Source organism: Bradyrhizobium sp. 18BD (genome assembly GCF_054185225.1).
In genome coordinates, this window is record NZ_JAVAYL010000035.1 from 35812 (window position 1) to 51125 (window position 15314).

Annotated in this window: 15 protein-coding genes and 1 tRNA gene; 5 read left to right on the forward strand and 11 right to left on the reverse strand. The window is 64.0% G+C overall.

Features of this window, described 5'->3' with window-relative positions:
• Window positions 1–106: 106 nt before the first annotated feature.
• Window positions 107–1696: a porin gene (locus RAD16_RS39075; RefSeq protein ID WP_458163197.1), complete on the reverse strand. Its 1590-nt coding sequence runs from the start codon at window positions 1694–1696 to the stop codon at window positions 107–109.
• Between the two features lie 864 nt (window positions 1697–2560).
• Here RAD16_RS39075 and RAD16_RS39080 point away from each other — a divergent pair.
• Window positions 2561–2653 (forward strand) — tRNA-Ser (locus tag RAD16_RS39080).
• Window positions 2654–2787: 134 nt separating this feature from the next.
• Here RAD16_RS39080 and RAD16_RS39085 read toward each other — a convergent pair.
• The 9 genes from RAD16_RS39085 to RAD16_RS39125 all read right to left on the reverse strand — a co-directional run bounded on the left by RAD16_RS39085 (window position 2788) and on the right by RAD16_RS39125 (window position 11066).
• Window positions 2788–3009 carry a hypothetical protein gene (locus RAD16_RS39085; protein ID WP_458163199.1) on the reverse strand — a complete coding sequence of 74 codons (222 nt, stop codon included), beginning with the start codon at window positions 3007–3009 and terminating at the stop codon, window positions 2788–2790.
• A gap of 195 nt (window positions 3010–3204) precedes the next feature.
• On the reverse strand, window positions 3205–3471 hold the full coding sequence (locus RAD16_RS39090) for a hypothetical protein (protein WP_128951400.1): 267 nt from the start codon (window positions 3469–3471) through the stop codon (window positions 3205–3207).
• A 1528-nt stretch (window positions 3472–4999) separates the two neighbouring features.
• Window positions 5000–6478, reverse strand: a complete 1479-nt coding sequence (gene gatB / locus RAD16_RS39095) for an Asp-tRNA(Asn)/Glu-tRNA(Gln) amidotransferase subunit GatB (RefSeq protein WP_458163201.1) — start codon at window positions 6476–6478, stop codon at window positions 5000–5002.
• Window positions 6475–6777, reverse strand: a complete 303-nt coding sequence (locus RAD16_RS39100; protein ID WP_458163203.1) for a hypothetical protein — start codon at window positions 6775–6777, stop codon at window positions 6475–6477. Before RAD16_RS39100 ends, gatB begins: the two co-directional genes overlap by 4 nt.
• Window positions 6768–8243 carry an Asp-tRNA(Asn)/Glu-tRNA(Gln) amidotransferase subunit GatA gene (gatA, locus tag RAD16_RS39105; protein ID WP_458163205.1) on the reverse strand — a complete coding sequence of 492 codons (1476 nt, stop codon included), beginning with the start codon at window positions 8241–8243 and terminating at the stop codon, window positions 6768–6770. The genes RAD16_RS39100 and gatA overlap by 10 nt, the downstream gene beginning before the upstream one ends.
• Complete coding sequence (locus RAD16_RS39110; protein WP_458163207.1) at window positions 8240–8452, reverse strand: hypothetical protein; 213 nt, start codon at window positions 8450–8452, stop codon at window positions 8240–8242. Before RAD16_RS39110 ends, gatA begins: the two co-directional genes overlap by 4 nt.
• Window positions 8453–8473: 21 nt before the next feature.
• A complete protein-coding gene (gatC, locus tag RAD16_RS39115) occupies window positions 8474–8761 on the reverse strand; it encodes an Asp-tRNA(Asn)/Glu-tRNA(Gln) amidotransferase subunit GatC (protein WP_007611211.1) in 288 nt (95 codons plus the stop codon).
• Between the two features lie 76 nt (window positions 8762–8837).
• Window positions 8838–9914, reverse strand: a complete 1077-nt coding sequence (locus RAD16_RS39120; protein ID WP_458163209.1) for an NAD(P)H-dependent flavin oxidoreductase — start codon at window positions 9912–9914, stop codon at window positions 8838–8840.
• A 126-nt stretch (window positions 9915–10040) separates the two neighbouring features.
• Complete coding sequence (locus tag RAD16_RS39125; protein ID WP_458163211.1) at window positions 10041–11066, reverse strand: NAD(P)H-dependent flavin oxidoreductase; 1026 nt, start codon at window positions 11064–11066, stop codon at window positions 10041–10043.
• 114 nt (window positions 11067–11180) lie between these two features.
• On the opposite strand from RAD16_RS39125, the gene RAD16_RS39130 reads away from it, so the two are divergent.
• Together RAD16_RS39130 and RAD16_RS39135 are read left to right on the forward strand one after the other, a co-directional pair.
• Window positions 11181–12071, forward strand: coding sequence for a LysR substrate-binding domain-containing protein (locus tag RAD16_RS39130; protein ID WP_458163213.1), 891 nt, complete (start codon window positions 11181–11183; stop codon window positions 12069–12071).
• A 323-nt stretch (window positions 12072–12394) separates the two neighbouring features.
• Window positions 12395–13330, forward strand: a complete 936-nt coding sequence (locus RAD16_RS39135) for a cyclase family protein (RefSeq protein WP_458163215.1) — start codon at window positions 12395–12397, stop codon at window positions 13328–13330.
• 70 nt (window positions 13331–13400) lie between these two features.
• On the opposite strand, the gene RAD16_RS39140 is transcribed toward RAD16_RS39135, so the two are convergent.
• Window positions 13401–13616 carry a hypothetical protein gene (locus RAD16_RS39140; RefSeq protein ID WP_458163217.1) on the reverse strand — a complete coding sequence of 72 codons (216 nt, stop codon included), beginning with the start codon at window positions 13614–13616 and terminating at the stop codon, window positions 13401–13403.
• Between the two features lie 46 nt (window positions 13617–13662).
• Here RAD16_RS39140 and ruvX point away from each other — a divergent pair, with 46 nt between their 5' ends.
• Window positions 13663–14142, forward strand: coding sequence for a Holliday junction resolvase RuvX (gene ruvX / locus RAD16_RS39145; RefSeq protein WP_458163219.1), 480 nt, complete (start codon window positions 13663–13665; stop codon window positions 14140–14142).
• Window positions 14143–14146: 4 nt separating this feature from the next.
• Window positions 14147–15070: an AEC family transporter gene (locus tag RAD16_RS39150; RefSeq protein WP_458163221.1), complete on the forward strand. Its 924-nt coding sequence runs from the start codon at window positions 14147–14149 to the stop codon at window positions 15068–15070.
• Window positions 15071–15314: the final 244 nt, after the last annotated feature.

Here is a 15314-nt window from a genome sequence, read left to right on the forward strand (position 1 = left end):
CCGCCTGCCCGTCGCAGTCGCCAGAGACAACACCACGCACACGAAGCGCAAAAGAAAAGCCCCGGCGGTTTCCCGCCGGGGCTTCTGTCAGGTCGTTAGACCAAACTTACCAGTTGCGCTGAGCGCGGAGGAGCAGAACGAGCGAGTTCTGGTCCTTGAGCTCGTAGGTCGCAGCCGGCTTGGCGGGAACAGCGGACAGCCCCGTCGCCACCGTACCTGCGTACTTCTGGTCGACGTTGGTCCAGGCCAAGTCGGCCGAGAACGTCAGGTTCTTGACCGGAGTCCAGCGGGTGATGATACCCACCTGCCCGATGTTGAAGTTGGGGTTACAAGTCGTAACACCAGGTTGCCCGGCGGCGAGCAGCGCGCAGATTGCCCCCGTGCCCAGAGAACCGAACTGAGCCTGAGCGTAGGCCCCGTAGATCGCGGTGTTCCAGTACGGATCCCAGTTGTGGGTGTAAGCACCACGGAAGCCCCAGGTCTTGACCGACTCCTGGTTGCTGCCGGTGGTGTACACGGTGTCCGGAGCGGTGACAGCAGCGAGGCTGCCGTAAGCGCCGGCCAGGCCCGAGCTGCCGAACAGCACGTACGTGCTACCCGCCAGGTTCTGGAAGTTGTAGCGGGTCGCGCCGTCGGTGTAGACGCCCGAAATGTTGATCACGTCACCCGCACCGGTCGGGATGTTCTTGATCGACAAAGCGAGCTGAACCGCCCAACCCCACTTGTCGTCGGGGTGACCGGACGTTTCGGCGGGGCCGTAGTAGCCAACGTGGTTGTCATGCGCAGCGACCGACGCCTGGAAGAGGCCCCAAGCCTGGTCGACACGAACCATAGCGACGAGGTTCGGCGACCGGCTGCCGCCGATGGCATTGCTGCCGACAGCACCGCCGAAAATGCCAGCCGCAGTTGCGCCGGTCAGGTTGATGTTACCAGCCTGCATGTACTGGGTCGGATCTTCCGCCGAGAACGCCGCCGTGATGCCCTGACCGAAGTCAGCGGTGTAGGAGAACTGGTTGATACCAGTGACCGTGCCGCTGCCGCCGACGAGGCCGTCGAAGTTGTTGCCGGGATAGTTGGTCCAGGGCGCGTCGAACTGCGACACGGCCTTACCCATGGTGAAGCCAGCGAACTGGATGAAGGCGTAGTACACGCCGAGCGAACCGCCCGAGGTGTTGCCGTCGGTGGCGTTCACCGAACCGCCGCCCGAGCCGAAGAGAGCCGGAGCAGCTGCACCGACCGGGGTATTGATGCCGATCGTGCCGCTGTACTGGGTCCCACCAGTTGCGCTGCCGGTGCCGACATAGTTGCCGGTGGTCCAGGAGAACACGCCGTCGAAGAAGGTACGGACGACGCCGTACTCGGTCGCGGTGCGCGTGTCGATGTTGAAGTCTTCACGAGCGCGCATCGTGTAGTAGTTCGTCAGACGGTTGCGTGCACCGTTGGCGCCCTGGGTCGAAACGTTCTGGTTCAGGGTGAAGTCCGAGTTGGTGTTCAGCGCGACTTCAGCGCGCAGATAACCACCCAGCTTGATGCAGGTGTCGGTGCCCGGGATGTAGTAGAAACCCGCACCGTACAGGGAGCAGATCTTCACGTATTCGACCGCCTTGGCCTTCACGGGGAGATCGGCTGCCTGCGCTCCGCCAACGGCGATCAGACCCGCCGCTGAACCGAGCAAAAGGCTCTTAACCAACTTCATGTTAAACCTCCAAGTTTGCTCTATAGGGAAGGTTCCGGATCCGCTGGGTGAAACACCCTAAGGTTGGTTCCCTTGTCCCTTAACTCACCGCCTAGTCGCTTCGCGCCTTCGGACACACCCGCTGAACGCGAGGGACTTAAGCGAACCACCTAAAACGGGACGACCTCGGGATGCCCCCCTCCGTCGCTCAGTCACAATTACCGAACGTCCTTGCACACACAACAAGAGAACGCTCCGCAGCGGGCCTAGAAGCTCGTTTTCCGACGGGTGTTGCACAAATAACACGCAGATGTGATCAGCACGCCTTCGCAACATACTGTTTTCATTTACGTTTTCGAGGCGGTTCCGTTCGCCCTCAAAGTTCCTCACATGAGGCAGCACGGAAGGGACATCAATCTGAAGCGGCTTTGACGCGTTCGAATCGTAGAATCGGAAGGAGACTCAAGGAGAAGGCTGGCGCCCTTCCCTTCGCGATTCCGGCCGGTTTCAGCCGCGGTCGCGGAACGAGCCCGGGACGCGTCGCAGACACTCTATATGGATGGCGGGGATGGCCGGCCATCCCCGCCGGCAGCTCCGCTGGCGCGAACTTTTCGAGTTCGAACCTCGACCGGCCCTCCGATGCGCGTCACCCGTTTAATTTTCAAGCGTAATCAGTCGCTTACGTGAAAGGCAACGTTTGGCGCGTGAAACCCAGACCGAACGACATGCACTTGGACGTCCAAACTCAGCGCCCGTTCTCACCGCATTATGGTCTCGCTCTCAAAGCAAACCCGTTTTGCCTGGAAGATCGCTGGGAATATTCGAACAAAAACACGCGCTTCCAAATTGACCGGCCCAAGTAATTAGATGCATAAGGCTCGCACCGGAGAGGTGGCCGAGTGGCTGAAGGCAACGCTTTGCTAAAGCGTCATACGGTCTCAAGCTGTATCGAGGGTTCGAATCCCTCCCTCTCCGCCATCCAGCAGCAGAATCGATAGCTGTTCGCTCTTCACCTGAGCACGACGAGCCAACGGACGCGAAAGCCTGGCGCAAGGATCAGCGCGGCCGAGCTCAACCCGATTCGCATTCTTCTTATATGAGTGTCCGCGCGCCTAGATGCGGGATCGCCATATCCGCCAGTGCGAGGGCGATATCAGCACCGCCTCGCCGGCCCAGACATTGAACCAGACGCCGGCCTTGCGGCGGCATGGAAAGGTCAACGGTAAAATGCCGGTCTTGTGCGGCCGTCCGAGTTCCAGATCGCAATCGTCAGGCGCGATCTGAATCGGCAGCCATTGACTCGCTCCTGAGTCATTCTTGTCGATGTCGCTCATGCCGCACGGGTCTTAAGTGGCGGCAAGACGCAGGAACTTGATTCAGCGCAACCATGCGTACCCGTGAAAACACGGGTGTGGATGCGATTCCCGGCTCAATGCGCGTTCGAACGAGGTGGATACCGGTTCGCGTGGCCAAACGCGTCAAAGCAAGAATCCGGAGCCCCGTTCCGATGTCATCGGAACGGAAATGGCTCAGTGAGCGGAGACCCAGGCCCGCGCGTCGCGCTGCGCGGCCGAGATCTCGGCATCGGACATCTGGCCGGCGACTTCCTGGCGCAGCGCCACGGCGTCCTTGCGGCCCTTCAGGGCGGCGAGGTTGAACCATTTATGCGCGGCGACGAGATCGACGAGGCCGGAGCGGCCGCTCGCCCAATAGATCCCGCGCTCGAACAGGACGTCCGACAGCGCGCTCGCATCGATCGGCGTTGCCGTATCGAGATCAAAAGTACCCTGAAACATAACGCATCCCCTTTTTTCTTATGCCGCCTCGTTCCCCCGAGCGCGGCTCCCGTCCAACTCTGATGTGCGCGATCCTTCTGGACCGTGCGCTGTTCAACTCATCCCCGAAGTCTTTTTGCCCAAGCCGTTTGCCGGCTTGTTGGAGGTGATGATGGCGGGCAAATTTGAATGGCAGTTTAAGTATCGCGATGAAGCAGACGTAAACGCGAGCGCGCGGCGCCTGTGCGCGGAATTCAAGAAGTCCCTGATTTGCAGGCACTTCTGCGATTCGTCAGATTCGGTTTACCTTGGGATTTTGGGACATCGATAACCATCGCGCGCAGTGGCGCGCGTGCTGCGGTTACAATTTGTGGGAGCGGATCGCTCGAAGAGCCCGCATGGCCGCCTCGCGCGGCGACGCCTCGCGGCGATCATGTCGGCCGGCACGGAGATCGCGACTAGGAAATCGGTGGCGCCTCGGCACCGCGCCCGCGCAAACGCCGTCGCAGCAAAACGACAACTTGCCGCAGCCCTCGCCTGCCCCAAAAGGCAGTGCGGCCACGTCAGCGCGGCGACGTCGCGGTCAGATCAGCAATGTGGGGAAAGGGAATGCCGGCAATACCCCGGCCTTAGGGAACGAGGGCGTCGGCGAACACGTCAGGATCAGATTCCACGTTGGCCCGAAGGCCGCTTGTGAAATTGCGGAGCCCCTCGCGGAGAACCGCACCGAACGAAGAAAACTTGTTTCTTCTGCCGGGCCGCCAAAGAGAACGACCCGACCGTTGACCTGATGTCTCGCCGACACCCTCTATCGTCGACCAGAACCTCTAGGGGGTGCTGATGACGTGCCGGCTGCTAGGAGCCGGCAACTTCAGAAGCGAAGTTACTTCTTCTTCGCGACCTTGCGGGTCTTCTTCGCAGTCTTCTTCACTGCGCTCTTCGCCTTCTTTACCTTCTTCGCCTTCTTCGCTTTCTTGGCCATGTTGCCCTCCGATGTGTGAGATGGCTTTAATCGCTGCGCGCATTCGGGGATCGAATGTGCACTCACCCCGAATACACCAACACGACAAAAAAAACATCTTCCCACTTAAGGAAGTGTTGACGACGCGGTGCGCGTGCGCCAGCCGCGCTTGATTTGCGGACGCGCAGAGACACGCGGCGGCGATTGCAAATGCTTCGCGCAGCATCGACGTCGGCAAGCGCAGCGATTGCAAGAAAACCCTATGCAGCAAGTATTATTCTGCGCGCGCACATCGCGCATGATCAGAGCGATGAAGCGCGCTGCAAAGCGCGCGACCGTGCCGCAGAGGCGAGTCGCGGACTCTGAGTCGCGAATTTTGGCAACGAAATTATTTTCATGCTTAACGGCGGAAGCGCTCGTCGGAGCGTGTGCAAGTCGCCGTTTTTTGCGAATCGCGCGACCTGCGATTCGCATGTGCACCGTGACCGGGCGGGATGAAGTTCGCTGTCGGCGATGCGTGCGCGCGTCTCATCTCGACGTCGCGCGAGGTGACGACGTGTGTCCGTCACCTCGTTCGAACGCGTGAAGCTAGATACCGAGCTTGGACTTGAGCAGGTCGTTGACGCTCTGCGGGTTGGCTTTGCCGCCGGACGCCTTCATCACCTGGCCGACGAACCAGCCGAGCGACTGCGGCTTGTCCTTGACCTGCGCGGCTTTGTCGGGATTGGCCGCGATGATGTCGTCGACAACCTTTTCGATCGCCGAAAGATCCGTCACCTGCTTCATGCCGCGGCTTTCGACCAGCGCGCGGGGATCGCCGCCCTCCTGCCAGACGATCTCGAACAGATCCTTGGCGATCTTGCCGCTGATCGTGCCCTCGCCGATCAAGTCGATGATCCCTGAGAGCTGCTCGGCATTGACGGGAGAGTCCGTAATACCCTGGCCTTCCTTGTTGAGACGGCCGAACAGCTCGTTGATCACCCAGTTCGCCGCCATCTTGCCGTCGCGGGCGCGATTGCCGAGCTTGTCGAGCACGGTCTCATAGAACACAGCGCTCTCGCGCTCGGCGACGAGCACGCCCGCGTCATAGCCCGACAGGCCGAAATCGGCGACGAAGCGCGTCTTCTTCTGGTCCGGCAGCTCGGGAAGCTCAGCCTTCAGCTCGTCGACGAAGCCTTGTGAGAACTCGAGCGGCAGCAAGTCGGGATCGGGGAAGTAGCGATAGTCGTGCGCCTCTTCCTTGGACCGCATCGAGCGCGTCTCGCCCTTGTTGGGGTCGTAGAGCCGCGTTTCCTGGTCGATCTGGCCGCCGTCCTCGAGAATTTCGATCTGGCGGCGCGCCTCGTACTCGATCGCCTGGCCGATGAAGTTGATCGAGTTCATGTTCTTGATCTCGCAGCGGGTGCCGAGCGGTGCCCCCGGCTTGCGCACGGAGACGTTCACATCGGCGCGCAGAGACCCCTTCTCCATGTCGCCGTCGCAGGTGCCGAGATAGCGCAGGATCGAGCGCAGCTTGGTCACATAGGCCTTGGCCTGCTCGGCATCGCGGATGTCGGGCTTGGAGACGATTTCCATCAGCGCCACGCCGCAGCGATTGAGGTCGACAAAGGACATCGTCGGCGACTGGTCATGCAGCAATTTGCCTGCATCCTGCTCCAGATGCAGCCGCTCGATACCGATGGTGGCCGTCTTGCCGCCGTCCAGTTCGACGACGACCTCGCCCTCGCCGACGATCGGCGATTTGTACTGGCTGATCTGGTAGCCCTGCGGCGAGTCCGGATAGAAGTAGTTCTTGCGGTCGAACACCGAACGCAGATGGATCTTTGCGTTGAGACCGAGCCCGGTCCGGACAGCCTGCCTGACGCATTCCTCGTTGATCACGGGCAGCATGCCCGGCATCGCGGCATCCACGAGCGACACGTGAGAGTTCGGCTCGCCGCCGAACGTGGTCGACGCGCCCGAGAACAGCTTTGAGTTCGAGGTTACCTGGGCATGGATCTCCATGCCGATGACCATCTCCCAATCGCCGGTGGCGCCTTTGAGAAGCTTGTGCGTGGCCGTGCTCATGTTGTGCTCCCGAGCAGCGCAGCAACGATCCGCTGCCACTCCGCTTCCAATGAATCCTTTGCCGCGACCTGGCCGGCCTGGCGATACCAGTAGCCCGCATTGCCGAGATCGCCTTCGACGCGATGCAGATAGGCGTGCACCCAGGCCGCATCCCGGCCATTGTCGTCCTGAACGATCCTGTGGGCCTGGTCCCAGTCGCCCTTCGCTGCCCACCAGAGACCGGCGAGCGGCGCGTTCAGCTCCGGCGCGGGCGCCGCGCCGTCGAGGCTTGCGATGAAGCCAGCGACATTCACCACCACCTCGCGGGCGTGAAGCGGCCTGCGGCCTGCTCGATCACCTCGCCGAGCGAGAACAGCGTCTCCTCCTCGAACGGACGGCCGATCAGTTGCAGGCCGAGCGGCAGGCCTTGCGCGTCCTTGCCGGCGGGCACCGCGATGCCGGGCAGGCCCGCCATGTTCACGGTCACCGTGAAGATGTCGTTGAGATACATCTCGACGGGGTCGGCGCCGCCCTTCTCGCCGATGCCGAAGGCCGCCGACGGCGTCGCCGGCGTCAGGATCGCGTCGACGCCCTTGGCGAAGCAATCCTCAAAATCCTTCTTGATCAGCGTGCGCACCTTCTGCGCGCGCAGGTAATAGGCGTCGTAATAGCCGGCCGAGAGCACGTAGGTGCCGATCATGACGCGGCGCCGCACCTCCGCGCCAAAGCCTTCGGCGCGGGTGTTCTCGTACTGCTCGATGATGGTCTTGCCCTGCTCGCGCAGGCCGTAGCGGACGCCGTCATAGCGCGCGAGGTTGGACGAGGCCTCCGCGGGCGCCACGATGTAGTAAGCCGGCAGCGCGTATTTGGTGTGCGGCAGCGACACCTCGACGAGCTCGGCGCCGGCCGCCTTCAACCACGCCGCGCCCTCGCTCCAGAGCTTCTCGATCTCGGCCGGCATGCCGTCGAGACGATACTCCTTGGGGATGCCGATCTTCATGCCCTTCACGGACTTGCCGATCGCGGCCTCGTAATCCGGCACGGCAATGTCGACCGAGGTGGTGTCCTTCGGATCGTGGCCGGCCATCGAGCGCAGCAGCATCGCGCTGTCGCGGACGCTGCGCGCGATCGGCCCCGCCTGGTCGAGCGAGGAGGCAAAGGCGACGATGCCCCAGCGCGAGCAGCGGCCATAGGTCGGCTTGATGCCGACGGTCGCGGTGAACGCCGCCGGCTGGCGGATCGAGCCGCCGGTGTCGGTCGCGGTCGCGCCCATGCAGAGCAGCGCCGCCACCGCCGAGGCCGAACCGCCGGACGAGCCGCCCGGCACCAGCGTGGTGTTGCTGCCCTCACGCCGCCAGGGATTGCCGACGGGACCGAAGCACGAGGTCTCGTTGGCCGAGCCCATTGCGAACTCGTCATTGTTGAGCTTGCCGAGCATCACGGCACCGTCGCGCCAGAGCTGCGAGGTGACGGTGGACTCATAGGTCGGCACGAAATTGCCGAGGATCTTCGAGCACGCCGTGGTACGCACGCCCTTGGTCGCGAACAGGTCCTTGATGCCGAGCGGAATGCCGGCGAGCGGGCCTGCGTCGCCCTTGGCGATCTTGGCATCCGCCTCACGCGCCATGCTGCGCGCCTGGTCCGGCGTCTCCATCACGAAGGCATTGAGCACGCGCGCGGCTTCGATCGCGGAAAGATGCGCGTCGGTCAGCTCGAGTGACGTGAAAGTCTTGTCGGCGAGACCCTTGCGGGCCTCGGCGAGCGTCAGCGATGTCAAATCGGTCATTTATTGATCGGGCTGCAGAAGAACGGAGACAGGGTCTTGTCGTTGGCCGGGTCGTCTTTTCTGGCGGCCGCATTGGCGGCGGCCTGGAGCTCGTCGAGCACGGCATTGACGGCGACATTGGGATCGGCAGCCTTGCCCTGCCGCTCCATCTTGTCGAGGTAATTCATGTAGGCCTGATAGGCCTTCTCATCGTCGCAAAGCATGCACATCGGACGGCGTCCTGACTTGAACTACTCAACAACCTTGGGCACCAGGAAGAAGTGACCTTCGGTCGCGGGCGCATTGGCAACGATATCGTCGGCGATCTCGCCGTCATTGACCACGTCTTGCCGCTTCTTCATCTGCATCGGGGTGACCGAGGTCATGGGCTCCACGCCCTCGACATTGACCTCCGAGAGCTGCTCGACAAAGGCGAGCATGGCGTTGAGCTCGCCCTGCAGATGCGGAACCTCGCCCTCGGAAACCGCAATGCGCGCCAGATGCGCGATGCGGCGGACGGTAGCGGCGTCGACGGACATTATATAAGGCCTCTCACGGCAAAACCTATGTGCCGTATAGCAGAGGCCGGTTTTGCGCCGCAACCGGCGCTGGGCGCTATCCGGCCATCTGGCGCAGGCGCGCCAAGGCCGATTTGGCCAGATCCCGGGTCAATTCGGCGGCCGGAAGCTCCCTTCCCATGCCAATCGCCTGCCCGGCCCAGAGATTGGTGAAGTCCACCTTGCCCTGCTTCTCGGCGGCCACCTTCAGCGGCGCCAGAGCCGTTGCGGCATGGGGAAATGGCGGGGCATCAGGCGAGATCGGTCCGACTTCGCGGATCACACGGTTCTGAATGCCCCGCGCCGGCCGCCCGGTCATGACATTGGTGACCGCGGTGGAATCGTCCCGTCCCTCCGCAAGTGCGGCCCGTCCCGCCGCCGTGTGCTTGGACTCCGGGCAGCGCAAATAGGCGCTGCCGATCTGCACGCCGGACGCGCCCAGCGTGAAAGCGGCCGCAATGCCGCGCCCGTCAGCGATGCCGCCGGCCGCGATGACCGGCACTTTCACCGCGTCGGCGATCTGCGGCAGCAGCGCGAACAAGCCGGGCTGCTCGGCGAGGTTCTCGGTGAGGAACATGCCGCGATGGCCTCCGGCCTCGAAGCCCTGCGCGATCACCGCATCGACGCCGCGCTGATCGAGCCAGACTGCCTCCTTCACCGTGGTCGCCGAGGCGATCACGAGACAGCCCGCCGCCCTGATGCGGTCAAGCAGCGCCTTCTCCGGCAAGCCAAAATGGAAGCTCACGACCTCCGGCTTCAAATCTTCCACGACCGCGCAGGTCGCCGCATCGAACGGCGCCCGGTTGGCGGCGTTGACCGGCGCCGCCGGATCGAGGCCGTGCTCTCCGTAATAGCCGGCAAGGCGACGCTTCCAGCGCGCCTCGGCTTGCGCCGTGAGCTCAACCGGCGTGTGGCAGAAGAAGTTCAGATTGACCGGCGCCGTCACGCGCTGGCGGATGATGTTGACCTGCTCGCGGATCTTCTCCGCCGACAGCATCGCACAAGGCAGCGAGCCGAGCGCGCCGCCTTGCGCGGCCGCGATCACCAGCTCCGCATCCATCACGCCGGCCATCGGCGCCAGCACGATCGGGAATTCGGTCTTGAACAGATCGATCAGTCGACGGTCAGGCCACATGGTTCTTGCCTCGTATTCGCTTGTGGGAGGGTGGATCGCCGCGATAGCGGCGAGACGGGTGAGGGGTTTGCTTCCGCGGACGCAGACCTCTCCGGATTTGAATTCGCTCGCCGCGGATAGAACCCCTCATCCGGTGCGGATTGCATCCGCGCCACCTTTTCCCACAGGGGGAGAAGGGAAAGAAGCACTGGAGTTTCGACGGCCGGCCAAAAGTTGCTCGGCCTCGGTTACGATCCGTTCGACGATCTCGGCCGCCGGTGAAATATCATGGATCAGCCCGACCGCCTCGCCGGCGATCACAGCTGCGACATCGAAATTGCCGGCGGCCTTTGCCGCGCCATACTCCGCCGCGACTGCGGCAACATTCTGCATCAGCTCGACCTCGCGGCCGATCCAGCGCCTGGCGTGGTCGTTGACCAGACACCTTCCCGTGAATGGCGCCGGCCAGACATTGTTGCGCGAGAGATCAAAGATAATGCCGCGCACGGTCGAGCCGGAGTTCGCCGCGCAGATGCGCCGCTTGGCCTCCTCCGCGCCGTCGGCCTCCTGGCTCGCATAGAAACGCGTACCGAGCAGCACGCCGCTGGCACCGAGCATCATCATGGCGGCGAGCCCGCGTCCGTCGGCGATGCCGCCGGCCGCAACGACAGGCACGCGGCCCGCGGCGAGATCGACGATGGCAGGCACGAGATCGACGGTGGTGCGCGAGGCGCCGTGACCGCCCGCCTCCGTGCCCTGCGCGATCAGGATGTCGGCGCCGGCATCGAGCGCCTGCCGCGCCATCACCTCGTCCTGCACCTGGCAGATCAGCCGTGCGCCTGACGATTTGATCTTTGGCGCGAACGGCGCGGGATCGCCGAACGACAGCATGATCGCGGACGGTTTCGCGGCGAGCGCGACATCGAGAAGCTCGGGCCGCCTGGCGAGGCTCCAGGTGATGAAGCCGATCCCGAACGGCGCCGAGAGAGAGCCGAGCTTGGCGGTCTCCTGTGCGAGCCACGCCCTCTCGCCATAGCCGCCGCCGAGAATGCCGAATCCGCCGGCACGGCTCACGGCCGTCACCAGTCGGCTGCCGGCAACGATGTCCATCGGCGCCAGCAGGACGGGATGCGTGATCCCCAGCAGCGTGGTCAGCGATGTCGCAACCGGCATGACTCCTCCCTGACCATGGCTTCTCCCTGATCTGGACAGCGACACTAGGCGCGACTAGCATTCTCGAAAAATGAATTATTGCGAACGCTACCATCACAAAAGCGAAACGACACCATGGAACTCAGCGACATCCAGACCTTCGCCGCCGTCGCCCGCACCGGCGGCATCACCCGGGCCGCCGAAGAGCTGAACACCGTGCAGTCCAATGTCACCCAGCGCGTAAAGGCGCTGGAGGCGGAAATCGGCACGCCGCTGTTCGAACGACACAGCCGCGGCATGACGCTGACCGGCGCCGGCAAGCGCCTCCTCCCCTACGCGCAGCGGATGGCCGCGCTGTCGCGCGAGGCCGTGCTCGCCGCGCGCGACGATGGCGAGCCGAAGGGACCGCTGGCAATCGGCTCGATGGAGACGACGGCGGCCGTCCGGCTGCCGCCGCTGCTCGCCGATTTCCACCGCCGCTTCCCGGCGGTGCGCCTCTCCTTGCGCACCGCGACCACGGCCGACCTCGTCGCCGGCGTGCTCGAAGGCACGCTCGACGGCGCTTTCGTCGCCGGTCCCATCGCCCATGCCGATCTCGCCGCGACCAGCGCCTTCCGCGAGGAGCTGGTGCTGGTCAGCGCGCGGCGCTGGAGCTCGCTTGCCGAGCTGCGCGCCGGCACGCCGGAATCCGGTCCGACAGCGCTGGTGTTCCGCACCGGCTGCACCTATCGCCAGCGGCTCGAACAGATCTTCGTCGAGTTCGGCTGGCCGTCAGCCGCGCGCTTCGAGCTCGGCACGCTCGACGGCATGATCGGTTGCGTCGCCGCCGACATGGGCGTGACGCTGCTGCCGCGTGCCGTGGTCGAACGCAGCGCGATGACCGGCAGCGTGTCGATCCACACGCTGAGCCCTTCGCACGCGCGCGTCGAGACGCTCTTCATCCAGCGCGGCGCCGGACATCAATACAGCGCGCTGCAAGGTTTCATCTCCTGCCTGAAGAGAGACGACGACGTCATCGCGGCCTGACGCAACGCAGCGTTCCACGCCGCGAAATTCGTCACAAATCCATCGCGCTTGAATCTGCATTCAGTGCGTAGCCCGGATGGAGCGCAGCGCAATCCGGGATCTTCGTGCTGATGATGCAGCGGTCCCGGATTACGCTTCGCTCCATCCGCGCCACGAAGGCGGCGCAATCGTAATTGGACCGATCCGCGCCGCATTCAGCCGCCGCGGCGCAGCATATCGAAAAGCTTTGAAGGCCGTCACGCTTCTACGTTAGGATGAGTGACTGGCCAGCGCGAAACCACAACGAAGCCAGAACATCGGCAAAAACATCGGGAGGACTATCGATGCGCAATACGCTCGTGTTGTGCTGCGTCGCCGCGTTGTCGGCGATCTCAGGAACTGCAAGCGCACAGGACTGGACCAAATCGAAATGGGGACCGAACGACGAGATCGGTGCCGCCAACTACATGACGCCCGAACTCGTCGTGAAAGCGGCGTCGCTGGTGAAGACCGGCAAGACCTACGCCCTCGGCATTCCCGTCACGCCGCAGACGCCCGCCTATCCGCCGCGCGCATTCAAGCTGACCATCGTGCAACCCGGACAGGCCGGCAGCCCCGGCCTCGGCCCCAACAAAGCCACCTATAACGATGACATCCTCGACACCTGGGTCGGCATCGGCAGCCAGCTCGACGGCCTCGGCCATCTCGGCGTCGAGCACGTCTATTACAACGGCAACAAGCTCGCCGACTTCGCCGATCCGAACGGGCTGAAGAAGCTCGGCATCGAGAAGGTGCCGCCGATGGTGACGCGCGGTGTGCTGCTCGACATGGCGGCCTATTTCAAGACCGACATCGTGAAGGAAGGCACCGCCTTCAACGTCAAGGAGATCGAGGAAGCCGCCAAGCAGCAGAACGTCGAGATCCGCCAGGGCGACGTCGTGCTCTTCCACACCGGCTGGCTCAGCCTGATCGGCAAGGACGATAAGCGCTACTCGGCTGGCGAGCCCGGCCTTGGCGTCGAAGGCGCGAAGTACCTGACCGGCAAGGGCGTCGTCGCCATCGGCGCCGACACCTGGGCGCTCGAGGTGCTGCCGTTCGAGTCCAAGAACGTGTTCGAGGTGCACCAGATCCTGCTCGCCATGAACGGGACCTACATCCTCGAGAACATGGACACGGCCGCGCTCGCCAGGGACAAGGGCTACGAATTCCTGTTCGTGCTGGGACAGCCGCGCTGGAGCGGCGGCGTGCAGGCGATGATCAATCCGATCGCGATCCGCTGATCCCGATCGCGCTCCGCTGATCTCAAGACCCGGGCGAGGAGCCGCTGCGGCCCCTCGCCCGATCTCTCAGTCATCGCGGCCTGAGATGCCAGCGCCGCAGCGCAACCAAAGCCCAGATCGCCTCGACGAGGCCGAACGGCCAGGCGCCCTGCAGAAAGCCGTAAGCCGAGCCGAGCGCGCAGGACACAGCGAACATCAGCACGAACCAGTGGCTGCGATCCTCCAGGGCATAGCAGACCAGCATCGCCGTCACGGCAAACAGGCCGAATAGTGTCAGCGCATCCATGTTCCGGGTTCACTCCGCAGCGCGACGCATGATATGCGCTAAATCCATGCCGGCTCTTATCCTGCCTCTCGTCGATGCTGCAACCCACTGGCCCGAACGCGGTGCGCTGGTCGGGCTTGATCTGGGCACCAAGACCATCGGTGTCGCCGTGTCCGACCCGGACCGGCGTCTTGCGACCGGCGTCGAGACGATCCAGCGCAAGCAGTTCAAGCAGGACGCCGCCCGGCTGCTCGCGATCGCCGCCGAGCGCAAGGCGGCCGGCTTCGTGCTCGGCCTGCCCATCAACATGGACGGCAGCGAGGGCCCGCGCGCGCAATCCACCCGCGCCTTCGCCCGCAATCTTGCCAACCTGACCGGGCTCCCGATCGGGCTCTGGGACGAGCGCCTGTCGACCGCAGCGGTCGAGCGCGAACTGATCGGCATGGATGTCAGCCGCGCCAAGCGCGCCGAGGTGATCGACGAGCACGCCGCGATCTTCATCCTGCAAGGCGCACTCGACCGCCTCGCCAATTTGCGCGCCGGCTGATCCCATGGCCGTCGTGATCGCGGCACTGCTGCCGGTCTTCATCCTCATCGTGCTCGGCGTGGTGCTCCGGCACAGCCTGATGCGGCTCGATACGCAGTGGCACGGGCTGGAGCGGCTGACCTATTTCGTGCTGTTTCCGATGCTGCTGATCCAGACGCTGGTGAAGGCGGACCTCTCGAAGGTGCCGGTTGCCGGCGTCGGCGGCGCGCTGCTGCTGTCGGCGCTCGCGATGTCGCTGCTCTGCCTGGCGCTGCGCCCGGCCCTGTCGCGGCTCGATATCGACGGCCCCGCCTTCACCTCGATCTTCCAGGGCGCAACGCGCTGGCAGACTTATGTGGCGCTCTCCGTCTCCGCCAATCTGTATGGCGACGTCGGATTGGCGCTGGCCTCCGTGGCCATGGTCGCGATCATTCCGCTGGTCAACGTGTTCAGCGTCGCTGTGCTCGCGCAATATGCCTCGCCCAAGAAGCAGTCCGCGCGCGCCATCGTCATGACGGTGATCCGCAATCCCCTGATCTGGGCTTGCGTCATCGGCGTCGTCATCAACGTCATCCATCTGCCGCTGCCTAGGATCTGGCACGAGGTCGCGGACGCGCTCGGCCGCTCCTCGCTCGCCATCGGCCTGCTCGTCACCGGTGCCGGCTTGCAGCTCAAGGGCCTGTTCCGCCCGAGCACAGGGGCGGCGATCGGCGTCGCGCTCAAGCTGGCGCTGATGCCGGTGCTCGGGGTGGCGCTCGCCGTCTGGTTCGGGCTGTCAGGCATCCACCTTGCGATCGTCGCGATCTGCGCGGCGGTGCCGACCTCGCCCAGCGCCTACGTGCTGGCCCGCCAGATGGGCGGCGATGCGCCGCTGCTGGCGCAGATCATCACGCTGCAGACGATCTTGGCGGCGATCACCATGCCGATCGCGATCGCGCTGGTAGCGTAGAGCTCGTCGTTACGAGCCCATCTCCCCCACCATTACCCTTGCGAGCGCAGCTCTCTCCCCTCGTCATTGCGAGGAGCGCTTGCGACGAAGCAATCCAGACTGCCTCTATGGAAAGGCTCTGGATTGCTCACATGGGGATTTGGTGTGTCAAGGTTTATGGTCAGCTTTTTGTTCGATTGCAGGCCAGCTCTTCGTCCCGACCGCGGGAAGTTTGGGATGGCGCGCGCAGATCAGGTCAAGACCG